Source organism: Williamsia sp. D3 (assembly GCF_000506245.1).
GTDB classification, from domain to species: domain Bacteria; phylum Actinomycetota; class Actinomycetes; order Mycobacteriales; family Mycobacteriaceae; genus Williamsia; species Williamsia muralis.
The window spans coordinates 1-13,488 of record NZ_AYTE01000017.1 but is presented as its reverse complement, the minus strand read 5'-3'; the positions used below and the strand labels follow the sequence as shown (position 1 = coordinate 13,488).

At 61.8% G+C, this 13,488-nt stretch carries 13 protein-coding genes; 10 read left to right on the top strand and 3 right to left on the bottom strand.

The features are described 5' to 3' along the window. Nucleotides 1-38: 38 nt before the first annotated feature. Nucleotides 39-746, bottom strand: a complete 708-nt coding sequence (locus W823_RS41705) for a GAF and ANTAR domain-containing protein (RefSeq protein ID WP_023957704.1) — start codon at nucleotides 744-746, stop codon at nucleotides 39-41. 266 nt (nucleotides 747-1,012) lie between these two features. Here W823_RS41705 and W823_RS41700 point away from each other — a divergent pair, with 266 nt between their 5' ends. Then, the gene (locus tag W823_RS41700; RefSeq protein WP_081729737.1) at nucleotides 1,013-1,759 is read left to right on the top strand and encodes a GAF and ANTAR domain-containing protein; all 747 of its coding nucleotides are present in this window, start codon (nucleotides 1,013-1,015) and stop codon (nucleotides 1,757-1,759) included. A gap of 383 nt (nucleotides 1,760-2,142) precedes the next feature. Here the strand turns inward: W823_RS41700 and W823_RS41695 are convergent, their stop codons facing one another. Further along, the gene (locus tag W823_RS41695) at nucleotides 2,143-4,248 is read right to left on the bottom strand and encodes a DUF262 domain-containing protein (RefSeq protein WP_023957698.1); all 2,106 of its coding nucleotides are present in this window, start codon (nucleotides 4,246-4,248) and stop codon (nucleotides 2,143-2,145) included. 301 nt (nucleotides 4,249-4,549) lie between these two features. Beyond that, nucleotides 4,550-4,978 carry a hypothetical protein gene (locus tag W823_RS59585; protein WP_161634002.1) on the bottom strand — a complete coding sequence of 143 codons (429 nt, stop codon included), beginning with the start codon at nucleotides 4,976-4,978 and terminating at the stop codon, nucleotides 4,550-4,552. Between the two features lie 426 nt (nucleotides 4,979-5,404). Here W823_RS59585 and W823_RS56545 point away from each other — a divergent pair, with 426 nt between their 5' ends. The 9 genes from W823_RS56545 to W823_RS41665 all read left to right on the top strand — a co-directional run bounded on the left by W823_RS56545 (nucleotide 5,405) and on the right by W823_RS41665 (nucleotide 13,057). Beyond that, the gene (locus W823_RS56545) at nucleotides 5,405-7,216 is read left to right on the top strand and encodes a site-specific DNA-methyltransferase (RefSeq protein WP_023957696.1); all 1,812 of its coding nucleotides are present in this window, start codon (nucleotides 5,405-5,407) and stop codon (nucleotides 7,214-7,216) included. Then, on the top strand, nucleotides 7,213-9,528 hold the full coding sequence (locus W823_RS41690; RefSeq protein WP_023957694.1) for a DEAD/DEAH box helicase: 2,316 nt from the start codon (nucleotides 7,213-7,215) through the stop codon (nucleotides 9,526-9,528). The genes W823_RS56545 and W823_RS41690 overlap by 4 nt, the downstream gene beginning before the upstream one ends. 504 nt (nucleotides 9,529-10,032) lie before the next feature. Further along, entirely contained in the window at nucleotides 10,033-10,215 is a 183-nt protein-coding gene (locus tag W823_RS41685; RefSeq protein WP_023957692.1) for a hypothetical protein, read from the top strand. Between the two features lie 12 nt (nucleotides 10,216-10,227). After that, the gene (locus tag W823_RS41680) at nucleotides 10,228-10,587 is read left to right on the top strand and encodes a hypothetical protein (protein WP_023957690.1); all 360 of its coding nucleotides are present in this window, start codon (nucleotides 10,228-10,230) and stop codon (nucleotides 10,585-10,587) included. Nucleotides 10,588-10,675: 88 nt separating this feature from the next. After that, a complete protein-coding gene (locus tag W823_RS56540; RefSeq protein WP_051406492.1) occupies nucleotides 10,676-11,239 on the top strand; it encodes a ParB N-terminal domain-containing protein in 564 nt (187 codons plus the stop codon). Then, on the top strand, nucleotides 11,236-11,382 hold the full coding sequence (locus W823_RS58105; protein ID WP_161634001.1) for a hypothetical protein: 147 nt from the start codon (nucleotides 11,236-11,238) through the stop codon (nucleotides 11,380-11,382). The genes W823_RS56540 and W823_RS58105 overlap by 4 nt, the downstream gene beginning before the upstream one ends. Before the next feature lie 98 nt (nucleotides 11,383-11,480). Beyond that, nucleotides 11,481-12,302 (top strand): hypothetical protein, encoded by an 822-nt coding sequence (locus W823_RS56535; RefSeq protein WP_031332139.1) that lies wholly within the window; start codon nucleotides 11,481-11,483, stop codon nucleotides 12,300-12,302. 128 nt (nucleotides 12,303-12,430) lie between these two features. Continuing rightward, complete coding sequence (locus W823_RS41670) at nucleotides 12,431-12,712, top strand: type II toxin-antitoxin system RelE/ParE family toxin (RefSeq protein WP_023957688.1); 282 nt, start codon at nucleotides 12,431-12,433, stop codon at nucleotides 12,710-12,712. Between the two features lie 51 nt (nucleotides 12,713-12,763). Further along, nucleotides 12,764-13,057, top strand: a complete 294-nt coding sequence (locus W823_RS41665) for a HigA family addiction module antitoxin (RefSeq protein ID WP_023957686.1) — start codon at nucleotides 12,764-12,766, stop codon at nucleotides 13,055-13,057. The last annotated feature ends 431 nt before the right edge of the window (nucleotides 13,058-13,488 follow it).

Sequence of the window (13,488 nt, the reverse complement as noted above, 5' to 3'; positions counted from 1 at the left end):
CCGCAAACCTGTTGTGCACCAAAAGATAACGGGCGTAGCTATCGATTGCGTCCGTATTGGCCGTCGAGGACTGTGTGTGCGGCGTCAACCAGGGTGATGTTGCGGTTGTCGGCGATCAGCCGTAGGTAGGCGGTGGCCAAAATAGCGTCGAAACCCTCGCGTTGCATGATCATGCCGGTGGCCTGGCCGATGACCTCACGGCCGGCCAGGTGGTTGTTGAATTGCTCGCTTCGATGTAATCCGGTCCACACGATCGCGGCATGGGAGGCGAAAATGAACCCTAGGTCACGGGCAGGCTGGTCGAGGGCGCCGCGGCGGTCGGCGTACAGGTTCAAGGCGCCGACCCTGTCGCGGGTGGTGAACAACTGGTACGAGCTGATTGCCTGCACAGGGGTGCGGGCGAGGGCGTCGCGCCGAAACAGTGGCCACCGGCTGTCTACGGTGAGGTCGTCGACAAAGAAAGTCTGATGCTCGAGAGCAGCATCGAAACACGGGCCCTGGCGGTGCTGTTGCTGCAACGCATCAAGGGTGCGGGGATGATCGTGAGTAGCCGCGGGCGTGGTCACGTCATGGCCGCGGCGAGAAACCACCGTGATACCGGCGTAGTCCACACCAGGAATGTGGCGGACCGCGCTGTGCACCACATCAGCGAGTGCTTCATCAGAATGATCAAAGTGCCGCTGCTGCGGCGTTCCCATCAAATGCGCGATCCGCGCGTAGAAATCACTGTCGTTGTCGGCGCCCATTCGAGCCCACTTCCCGCATCACCACCGAGCGGTATGCGCGACTTGGCTCCCAGCCTACGCGCACCGACTGCGGCACACAACGACGCGAAACCACCCCGAGTTTCGTCACTGGTGACGAAACTGATTGAGCCACAACGGGTTACGCCGATAATCTATGTTATGTCAAGTAAACTTGACGACGCCCAGGTCGGGCCGCCCAACCTGGGCCATTTTGGCTTTGCTAACTAATCCCGCAGCGACATCTGCGATGCCATACAGTCAGTTGCATGACTGTTGCATCCTGCCAGCGGAAGGCTCGAGAAGTGGGCACTGAACACAGCGACGTCTACAAGCAGATCGCAGCGCTTGCGCGGCAGATGAATGAACGGTTGCCAGACACCTCGGTGCGCGCGTTCGATGAGCTTCTCACTAACGCCGTCAAGCATATTCCGGGAGCTCAGTACGCAGGCATCACCATCGTGGCCCGCCGCGAGGAGATCGCTACACCGGCCGCGACCCATGAGCATGCCCGTACGATCGACTCGATCCAGGAGAAACTTCGCCAGGGCCCGTGTTTCGCTGCGGCAACCGAGCACGACAGCTACTTCATCAGCGACCTTCAGACCGAGACGCGGTGGCCCGACTTTCGTGCTGAGGCGTTGGCGCAAACCAAAATTCGGTCGATCGCCTCGTTCGAGCTGTTCACTACCCGTGACACGGTCGGCGCATTGAATCTGTACTCCGACAACGCGAATGCTTTCGATCAGGATGCCCGGGATCTCGGTTACATCTTCGCCGCGCATGCCGCGATCGTGTGGGCCGCGGTGCGGCGTGGTGAGCAGTTCCGCAGTGCTTTGGCCAGCCGCGACATCATCGGCCAAGCCAAGGGCATGATCATGGAACGCTTCAGCGTCAACGCCATCGAGGCTTTCGACATGCTGCGCACGTTGTCCCAGAACGAGAACATCCGCCTCGCCGAGGTCGCCCGCCAGATCGTCGAAGCAGATCACCCACCCAACGAGCGGCTTCAATAATCCCAGGGCGGCCGCGCAGGTTAACTGTTGATCTGCTCCGACCAGCCGACCAACTCGGCTGACCACAGAGGACGAAAACACCCGCCCGCAGGTCAAGCAACGGCACGAACCGAATCAAGAAGATTACCGCGCGGTCCGGACCCACGACCAGCCCGACTCACTCCGACAGTCGTGTGGGAACAGCCATAGCGACAGGCGACGACGCCGTGAACTCAACGGTGAGGGCGCCGCCCTCCTGGGTGTTGCGGGAATCGTACGCACCCTGGTGGATGGGCATTGGTGATCTTGTGCCCGATCGCTTCGTCTATCGGTTTCCTAGTGCGCGAGATGTGTGCAGTGCATTTACGCAACCCTCGCAGCCAGTTATCTCGACGGTCATTTCGTCACAGCTTTCGCGCGCCCCGCCGCCCGCCTACGATGACGCCCTCCACGCCGGGCACCGTCGAGGATCTGCTGTCTTTGGGGAACAGACGAATCGAGATGGCGCCGTCAGATGGAGGGTCGTTCGCCGGATATTGCTCGGAAGGCGTGCGACTGATTTCTCTGATTGTTAGGAACTCTCCAGAATCTAGCTCGCTGAACGCGCTCACGATGTGCTGGCCAATGTCCCGGCGCCGCGTGCCCGACCCCGTTGTGCGCTGAGGTGATGACTTGGATGCCGCCACTGCCCGGTCCCGATCTGGTCGGAGCTCCCGCTCATTGTCCGAGAGCTCGCGCGCCGGAGCCGCATCGGGGCGCGGCCACATCCGCGTGGCCACGTCGGCCAGAACACGCGACCTCTGCGCGATCGCGTCGGAACCCCATACTGCTGGCAGCGATCTGTTCATTGTCAGCGCCGAGTGCTTCAGCAAGTTTTCACGCTTGATCGACCACGGGCCGTTGGAGACGCTCGCATTGAGCTTTTGCGTGATGAGCGTCAGATTCCCGATCGTGTGCACCAGTTCGTCGCGGCGCTCCTCCTCCGCCCCACCGTCACCTGGGTCGACAGGCCAATTCTCATGCCACGCCTGGGGCAAGAGGTGCTCTACTGAGAGCTTCTTGCTGGGCGGCACTGGCTCTGTCCTGTCGGTGGTCATCTCGTTCTCAATTGCGAGCAATAGTCGTTGCAGGCGATCCCGCTTCAACAGCCGGTACAGTTGCAAACGCGTCATGTCATCGACGACCTGAGCGTCGGTCGGCCACACTCCCGAGTCGGATCGCTGGCCGACCAGGAATCGCTCCACGACTACGTCCGCCTCCTCCGTCGCTGATTCCAGCCGACGGGTCAGCTCCAAGAACAATCGGTTGTAGTTCTTGGGTGTGAGCCGGCAGATCGCGCGGCGGACGAGGTACGCTTCCAACAGCGCCAGTGCCCGCTTCCGCTCCGCTCCATCGGAGTTCGCGAACAGCCACAGTAAGACCGGCATGATCGTCGTGGTGTCGACGATCTCAAGCCGATCGAGGGACACCTTCTCTGCCTTCGACGCGATCGTGCGATCGTCGATTCCTGCGTAGACGGCGGCGTAGCGCGACATCTCCTTGAGGAAGATTGCGGCCATTTCCTTGTCGCCGTCAAAGTAGCCTCGTGCCTGCGGGAAAAGTTGGTGGGACTGTACTTCTCGCTGTAGCAGAACAGTCAGGAAGTAGCCGACGAACACGTCGAGCCGCGGCCGCGTGAGTCGACCCACCCGCACTTCGGTCTGCCACTGCTCGCTCTCCAGCGGCTCCCAGTACGTCCGATACAGCGTCTCAATGCCGTCGTCACCGGCGGCGCCATCCTGAAGGGTGCGGAAAAGGGCGTTCTTGATAAGGTCCGATGCCCTGAGCGCGGTTCCACGTGCGTTGAGCGTCTCGAAGATGACCTGTGCGTTATCTTCAACGTCGAGGTCGATGACGACGAGCTCAAGGTGCTCGAGCGCTACCTCGGACAGACCGTCGAGCGCGTCCTCGACCTCTTGTTCCGATCCGCACGCGGACACCAGATCCTCCAACTGCCCCCGAAAGTACAGGTAGGCCCGCGGGATCTGTGCGTAGCTGGGGTCCGATGTCTTGTCCCGGTACTCACCGCGCATGACGCCGACGAACGGAGCGCGATCACGGTTCGTCGGGTAGAGCTTGAACTCCTCTTCCGACCGTTCGATCAGATCGGTGTCGTTCTCCAACGTCTTCCGGAGGTGATTGAACAACCGGGTCTTGATGTTCTCCGCCAGGTACGTGTCCCGCAGCGCTGCGATGAACAGTTGCAGCGTCGTCAGCCGCTGCTGGCCGTCGATAACTTCACGGACTTCGAGGCTGCCCAGCGCACCGCGCTTCTGCTCCAGGACAATGGCACCCAGGAAATGAGGTGGGGTGTCCACGTCGGTGCGGCGGTCGAACGCTGCCAGGATGTCCTCCCACAGGGGAGCCCACTGATCCTCCTCGTCCCACACATACGGCCGCTGGAACAACGGGACAACGAGCCGCAAGTCGCTGCGGAACACCGACTTCAATCTACGGGGGTGAGCCTCCATTGCTGCCGTTCACACTCCTGTTCGCGTTCGGAAAGCAACTCACTACTACCACCTATTCGTCTCACACCAGACGCGTTGAGTTCACACATTCACAACGCCACTCGTTGTGCGTCAGACGTAACGGCGTCGGGCGTGAGCCCCTGCAGTACCCTCTGCTGTCTGCTGATGGGTCTGGAACTGGGAAGGTATAGTGCCACACCGTGTTCCGGCGATAAGATTGCATTATGTCTGCTAGCAGATCCCGAGCCTCACAGGTGGCTTATCCAATCTGCGCGCCATGCCTTCGGCGAGCGGCCGCACGTTAACCGTTTACAGCACCTGATCTACGAACGGCGTCCCGGAGCTGTCGAAGGGATTTGCCAGTCGGCTCATGAATCCACCACGCCCACCCATCGATTTGAGTGCCGACGCAGTCTGCGAGGGCAGGAGAAGGTGACTCGTACTGACCGTGCTCGGTGGTAATCCATCCGGCCGCTTCGACGGTCGCAGTAAACGTCCGATGCTTTCGTGGTTGATGATGCTTCAGGGTGTCACCCACACTTATCAGACCAGCCTCCACGAGCGCGTATAGCTTGCCGGGGCGCCGTGCGCCACCACTCGACTCACCGCCGTGCCCTCTTGCCGGCAGAAGTAGACGGCGAAGCACATTGTTCGGACGCTCAAAACCCTGAGCGTGGCGCTCAAGCTCGGAGTACACGTCATCATCAATTTCAATTCGATGGGTGATCATCGTTATCTCCCAACAGTTAAATCTGCCAATCTGGCAGACTTAAGATTAGAGCAATCGTCGACAACACGCCACGGTCTGCGTGCTGCCCCGGCCAGCAATGATGCTGCGAGAACCTGAGCTGCCGCGATTGCGCATCTGATGCCTACCCATGCTGATCCGTGAGCTCCATCTACTGACGTGCCCGTGAGTTCGGGGTCCTGCGGCATGTTTGCAGCTGTGGGGCGCTAAGTACGTGCTCGCGGCCTGGTGGATGGTGGGCGTACGGAGTACGCCGCTGAGCCCTTCGCAGGTGGCCGACACGATCACGGCCCGGTTCGGCGCAGCAGTCTGACGATTGTGCCGAAGGGTTTGCCTGGATGGCGCCGCGCCGGGGCTCTGATGTCAGGGCGGTGGGGAGAGTTGATCCGTGGGCCATAGTCTTAAGCGGTGGCGAAGAAGGCAACGGAGAACCTGTCAGCCAAAAAATCGGCCGACAAGGGACCTCTCGACGACGGGTTAGAAGAGGTCAACGCGGAGGCTGGACTGCACCTGCATTGGCAGGGTAGGCGCTCGTACAGGGCGGCGGTGCCGACACCTCGAGTGCTTGAGATCGATCCCGTGCTGTCATTTGGCGATCAGGACGCTGGCAATCTGCTCATCGAGGGCGACAACCTTCAAGTCATGGTCTCTCTGCAGTCGCAGTACGCCGATTCTGTAGACGTTGTATACATCGACCCGCCTTACAACCGCGGCGGCCAGGATTTTCGTTACTCCGATGCGCGTTACCGCGACCCCGATGCGGACGGGTCGGACTCCTACTACGTCAGCAACGAAGATGGCGGACGTCATACCAAATGGCTGAATTACATGGCCCCGCGAATGGTCGCGATTCGCAGACTAATGGCCGATCATGGCGTCATATTCGTGTCCATCTCCGACATCGAGCTCGGCAGGTTACTCATGCTGTTGGACGAGGTGTTCGATGAACGCAATCGGATTGCGGTCATCACCTGGCGCGGTTCGCCGGACAACAATCCCTCCCGTGTCGCGATTGAGCACGAATACGTCGTGGTCTACGCCAAGAACATCAAAAAGGTGCCGAAGGTCTGGGCTACGCCCGCCGACGAGATCCGCGATGCCATGATGGAGCAGTTCGCCAAGCTAAAGCGTCGGCACAAGGATCACGACGAGCTGCGCGCGGCGTGGGGCGCGTTCGTGCGTACTAACAAGGAGTCTGTCGGGCGACTTAGCCGCTACACCGACGTCGACCCGGTCGGCGGGCCGTTTCAGGTGGCCTACCGCGTCCATAACCCTAACCCTGGTGGCTACAGGTATGGGGTGTCCGAGGCTGGCGTTGTTAGCGTGCGCAGCCGTAAATCCTATGCGACGCCCCTCAATGGATACCGTTTCAAGCCTGAGACTATGTCGCGGTTGATAGAAGACGGTCTAATCGTGTTCCCGAAGAGTCGTGACCAGATTGTGCAGATGAAGGACTTTCTGAATAGCTATAAGGGTGGGCTCCGTAGCGTAATCGACCTCGACGCAAGGTCCGGTGCCTACCGGCTGAAGCAATTGTTTGGCGAAGACTTTGACGGGTTTAAAAACCCGAAACCCGTCCAGCTGATCGAAATGCTTGTCGGGGCCGCCGGCAACCGCGACTCCGTGGTTTTCGACCCCTTCGCTGGCAGTGGCACAACCGGGGACGCGGTGCTGGCGCTGAACCAGCGCGACAAGGGGCACCGCCGGTTCATTCTCATCGAAGAAGGCAACGGCCAAGACAAGTACGCACAAGTGCTGACCGCGCCTCGGCTGGCGCGGGCGATCGAAATCGACAACCTCGACTCCGGCTATACCTTCATGCGCACCGGGCGTGAGCTTGATCGCGAAGCGATTCTGGGCCTCGAGCGCGAAAAAATCGTGCACGTCATCTGCCAGACCGATCGGACCGGCGCTGGCGCGGGCATCCGTCGTGTCACCGGTGGCCACTGGATTATCGGGGCGAACGCGCGAGGCGAGGGTCTGGCGCTCGTCTGGAACGGCACCACGAAGAGTCGGGTCACCACAACGATTATCAACGAGGCTTTGAAGGAGGCAGCCGCTATGACCCCGCCGCTCAAGACCCCCCTACGTATCTACGGAACGACCTGTGCGGTATCTGAGACCCGATCGTTTCGGTTCTGCCAGATTCCTGACGAGATACTTGCCGCGTTGGCATCCGACCGCACCGACGACGGCCTCGACCACGAGCTGCTGCCGTGAGCGGTTTTGAACTGCTGCCCTTTCAGGAGCAGGCCGCGGCCCAACTCTCTGAGGCGGCCGACGAATGGATCAGCGCCTACGCGGAGGGCGGCGTTCGTAAGATTGGCTTGACTACGATCCCGTTCATCGGGCACCTCAAGGCGGTCACCGGCGCTGGAAAAACCCCCATTTTGGCCAAGACCGTTGGACAACTGGGTGGCGCGGTGGTGCTTTGGACATCCGTATCGGCCGCCGTGGTCGAGCAGACGTACCGCAACTTGCGCGGCCGCTATCGTTCGCTCCTGCCTGCCGGAACTCAAATAGTTCGAGAACGGCCTAGTAAGTCCGAGTGGGGGGAGCTACTCGAAACGCACACCGGGCTGACGATCTGGGTGACCACCGTCGGGTCATGGAACGAAGCGGACGCGGCTAGTGACGGCGGCGTAGAAACAGCACGTCTCAACATGCATCGGCCGCAACCGGACTGGGGCGGCGACAAATCGCCTTGGGCGCAGCTATCGTCCGCCCTTGCGCGACCGATCTGGGTAGTTTATGACGAGAGTCACAACCAGACGCCCGCGCAACTCGACCAGCTAATCGGCCTTAAGCCCGTTGGCTTCTTACTTGCATCCGCCACCCCGCCAAGCAGCGACAGGTTCGACCAGTTCGCCATTACGACCGATGACGACCCGGTCATGAAACCCATCGCAGCCAAAGGACGAGTGGCGGTGGCAACAAAGGACGTTGTCGACGCCCAGCTACTCAAGCACACCATCGAAGTCGACAACCTCGACTCCGACCCCGCCGTGCTGCTCGATGTAGCTCTAGCTCAGGTGCGTAATCTCGCCCGCCGCGCCAAGAAAGAGGGCAGCAGCGTCAACCCGAAGGCGCTCTACGTTGTCGAGAAGTCCAACCCCACCAAGACCGAGATCATCGCTCGCCCGGTCGCGATCTGGGAGCACCTCGTAAATGCCAAAGTGCCAGCGGACGAGATCGCGATCTACACGCAAACCAAGATTGTTCCGGAAGATGCGGAACGCATGGCTTCGCTGACCGACCTCGAGCCGCGCCACCGCCACATCATCTGCAATCGTGCGCTACAAGAAGGCTGGGACGACCCCGAGGCCTACGTCGAATACTTTGATGACGAATCCAACTCCTACGTCCGGATCGCACAGATCATCGGCCGTGCACTGCGGCAGCCCGGAGCACAGCACTTCGACGACGAAGCGCTGAACACCGCCTATCTCTATGTCCGGGTGCCCAATCAGGCCTTCGAGAAGATCATCAGCGGGTTGAAGCGAGAGCTCAGCCTGTACGCCCTTGACGAGTCCGATCCCTACGGTTCCTCGGCCATCCGGGTCCGAACCAAGAAGGACCCCCTTCCTGAAGTGCCGGTCAAGACGAAGGCCCGCAAGATCGCCACGCTGCCCAACTATCAGTTGGGAGAGGCCGAGCTTGATGACGAAGTCAAGAAGATTCGCGCCATGGCAAAGCAGCTGTGGGACGACAATGACCTTATTGCTGAGGGACTACGCACCACCAAACGCATCTCATTACGTAGCGGTGACGACGACACGCGCTACAAGGCCATCGCCGCGGCCACTCGCCGGCCCAATGGAGAATATCTGCGACGCCGCATCCAGTCGGCCAACCGACACTGCGCTCACCTGCTTGAACCGAGTATCTTCACCGGGCCAGCCTTCGAGCAGCGCGCATCGACCGGGTCCACCGCGCAGAAAGTCTTGGCAGAGCGTGCCGCCGCTCTGATCGACAACTTCGAACGGTCCGTACAACTCGTCACCGTTTCGATCATCGGTGAGGAGGCATGGTCGCTGCCCGCACACCAGCCGTCTACGTCGGAGCTGATCACGTACAAGAACGCGGCGCACCCGCGCTACGGTGCAACGTCCTTTAACACCGATGAGCGCGAGTTTGCAGACGCTCTCGATAGCCTCAACATCGGCACATGGGCTCGCAACCCATCCCGGGGCTCGGGTTACGGAGTGCAGCTGCCTATCAAGGTCGGCAAATCCAATACCTTCTATCCTGACTTCCTCTGGTGGGTTGGCGACACCTGTTACGCCGTCGACCCGACCGGCGCTCATATCCTGGAAGAGAAGGTGCGCGGCAAGCTCCTCAACCTGGACCTACCTAAGATCGTGCTCATCACCCGTGGCCGGGTGGCTCAGGACTTCTCCTCAGTAGAGAGCAGCGACGACGGGTGGACAGTCGTTAGGGCAGGCACTGCGCAGAACCCAAAGCCCGTCCACTACCCGGACCTACGCGCAGCCCTACGCAAACTAGCCAAGGACGCAGGGGTCAGTTCGTAGCGCAACTAGGCTGCCCGTCAATCGAATGGCCGCACGAACGTCGAGCTGAGCGCGACAACCACGTCAAATCTAGAGCTACCGCGACACCGGGCCCTACCGCGACCTAGCGCAGCTCCCGCACAACCACCACCCAGCGTCCTCACGACCGGGCCCCTCCCCTTCGGCCGGCCACTACACTCCCCGTGGTGGTCGGCCTTTTGTTTGCCCGCTGCGCGGTCACCTACTCCGATACGCCTGCGGCGCACTGTGACACCGGCCTATCGGGCCGGAAGAGCCCTTTTGCCCTTCTGGCCGTCCGATCATGACCGGCGTCGTCCGCCGCACAAGACCTGGCTCCGCTGCGCTCCGGCCTGCCGGCTCGGAAACTTTTTCAACCCGCACTCGCTGCGCTCCCTGAAAAACTTTCCGCCCACATCTTGTGCTCTGTCCTCCTGAGCCGGTCTTTATCTCCCTTGCCAGAAGGGCAAAAAAGTTGGCGGACACGACAACCCAAGGAGGCACGCCATGTTCTATGACCCGTTCGTTGCGATGGAGCACGTCTACAACCAAACGAAAATGCCGGGAGATCCGGCCTACACCGATCTCGACGACGACACCAAGTTCGTCCTGTTCGACCTCGCGGTTAGCAGCCCCGAGGCGCATGTAGCCGCCGCCACCGTCCTCGACCCCACCCACTTCGCACAGTAAAAGGAGCACCCCATGACCATCGACACCTACACCGAACTCGACGCCCTGACCGTCGCCGCCCCGAACCTGGCAGCGGTCCGCATGATGGCCGGTTTACGCGGAATCAGCTTCCACGAGGCCATGATTGCCCAGGCCGAAGAGTGGGCCACCGCGCTGGATGAGGCCATTGAACGGGAAACCGCCGAGGCCGCGATGTACATCCGGCGGGGCGAGTCGACCACCCACCCGAACCAGCGCGCCGCGTGGCACATCGAAGCCACCAAACATTTGGACGAAGCCGCCCGACTGTCGAATGTCCGCGTGATCGCCGCCTGCATGCTCGCCGACGCCGACACCAACCCCGTCGACCACACCCCCACAAACCCCAGGTAGCGAAACCGCTTCTGGCCCATAAAGAAAAGCAGCCGGGCCGACTGTAACTCGGCCCGGTTGCTTCTCACCCACAATAGGAGAAAACACCATGGGAAACAACACCGCCACCATCACCCCCGACGCCGAGACCACTGCTGTCGAGACCATCACCGCCGCTACCGGGGAGCTGCTGCACATCGACCCGGCCGAGCTGGTCCTGGATGACAACGTGCGCACCGATCCGGTGCTGGGCAAAGACTTCATCGCCTCGATCGCTACCGGTGTCCGGTTGCCGCTGTACGCCGTCCGTGACGCCGATGGCACCGTGAAGGTCCGAGACGGCCAACGCCGGATGCTCGCCGCCCGTGAGGCCGGTCTGACATCGATCCCGGTCTATGTGGTCGCGGCCGATCAGGCCGAGAGCGACGACACCGAGCGGACCCGCCGCCGCATCATCGACCAGGTCATCGCCAACGAAGCCCGCGCCGACCTCAAAGCATCGGAGAAGGCCGCAGCGGTCGAGCAACTGTCCTTGACCGCTTGTCGGCCACCAAGATCGCCAAATCGCTGCACACCAACAAAAAGACGGTCGATGCAGCGCTGGCCACCGCAGCCTCCCAGACCGCCCGCAGCGCGGTCGATGCCGCGAACCTCACCCTGGACCAGGGCATGATCTTCGCCGAGTACGACGACGATCCCGAGGCCGTGGCCGAGCTGGTCGCCGCCGCTGCCGAGGGCCGGTTCGACCACAAAGCCGCTGAGCTCAAGGAGACCGCACCGGCACGCGCCGCGATCAGGCCGCGCGCGATGAACTGACCGCCCAGGGCTTTATCGCCACCACCGACCGGAGCGACGTTGTCAGCGGCTACCGCCGCCTCGATCAGCTCGTCGACGCTGAAGGCAGCAAAGCCACCGTGGCCGATCTTGACCCCGATCACCTGCTCGCGCTCTTGTCGGCGCGGTGGCGGACCGAGTACACCAGCGCCGAAGGAGTCGCACTCGACCGCGACGACATCGACTGGGACCTCGACGGTGAAGAAGACGCCGACCTCAAGCCTGAAGAGGGCTACCACGACCCGCGCACAGTGACCCGGACCGAGAGCTGCACGGCTGAGGTGGTGTGGTTTCACCGCTGCTACGAAGAGGCCGGATTACTGACCGTGTGGGAGTGGGACCAGCAGAACCGGTCAAGCAAAAAGAGCACCCCGAAAGATCGGCCGCTGACCGAGGCCGAGCAGGCCCACAAAGACGCCGAGACCCGCGAACGACGCAAGGTCAAGACGCTCAACAAGTTGGGTGTGGCGGCGCAGACGGTGCGCCGGGACAAGCTGACCGAGGCCTTCGGCCGTAAAACCCTGCCCAAGGGTAAGGCCGCTGTGGTCGCGGCGTTCCTGGCAACCACGATGTGGCACGACGCCGATATGTACAACGTCACCCGCCAGGACGCCAACGCCAAGGAGATCGCAGCCGACCTGCTCGGCGGCGATCCCATCGAAGCGCTCGACGGAGCCACCGGTGAACGCGCCCAGCTGATCGCCTTGGCGATCACGTGCGCCGCGCACGAGGCGAACCTGCCCAAGGACGCCTGGCGCGGTGGCCACGAATACCTGCGCAGCATCGGCGAAGGACGCACCCGCTACCTGACATTCCTCACCGAAGCGTTTGGATACGTGCTGTCCGACGTGGAAAAGGTCGTCACCGGCGACATGAACGCCGACGACATCAACATCAGCTAAACAGGTTTGGGGGCGGGGCAGGTGAGACAACCTACCCCGCCCCAGCCTGCGTTGGCGCGATTGACCACCGCCCGACCCGAGACCATCCACCACTTGACCCCCGTAACGGTACGCGTTACACTAAAGGGGTGATCCAGTCCTTCCACGACTCTCGAACCGAGAAGGTGTGGCGGCGGGAAGTGGTCAAGAAGTTCGACCCGGACCTGCAACAGCGCGCCTACCGCAAACTCCTGGCCTTGCACGCCGCCGACCGGGTGTCAGATTTGCGGATCCCGCCGGGGAACCGACTCGAAGCGCTCAAAGGCGACCGGGCCGGGCAACACAGCATCCGCATCAACCAGCAGTGGCGAATCTGTTTTACCTGGACTGCACACGGACCCGCCGACGTTGAAATAGTCGACTACCACTAACCCACATCCCCTACCGCACCAAGAACAAATCCCCGACCAAAGGTTCCCACCATGACCACCACAGCCCATCCCCCGATCCATCCCGGTGTCGTCCTGTTCGAGGACTACATGGAGCCCATGGGCCTGTCGCAGCGCCGACTGGCCGATCTGATGAACGTCCCGCCACGGCGTATCAACGAAATCATCCACGGCAAGCGGGCCATCACCCCCGACACCTCGCTCCGCCTGGGCAAAATGTTCGGCATCAGCGACACCTTCTGGCTCAACATGCAAACCCACTACGACCTCGAAGTCGCCAAAGAAACCACCGACCTGTCCACCGTCAAAGTCCTCGAAGACGCTTAACCCCGACCCGCTACAACGTCCTGGCGGACATCAACTAAAGGCAGTCGGAGCGGGGTAGGGTGAGACAACCTGCCCCGCTTCGTCCCGCGAGCGCCGCTGAGATGGGCAATGTCAGTTCGTCCTGCTAGCGTGCTCACCGAGAGCCTGGCCAACCGGACCATTCCCCCGGTCCTGGGACCACTCCCCCCGGTCCCGACACCATCTCCCCTGGTTGTGTCGTTGGCCAGGCTTCTCATCCCCCCACCCCCTCAGCCCGTGTCGGACCTGGCGGTCCGAGCTTCGCTGCTGTGGTCACCACGGGGGCGCGCGCCTTCTCATGGTGGCTGGCCGGGGACCCCGACCTGTCAACCCACGCCCCGGCGGTGTCGCCCGTTCTCCGCTGCGCTGCGCCCGTGCGCTCCAACCACTTTCACACCCGCACTCGCTGCGCT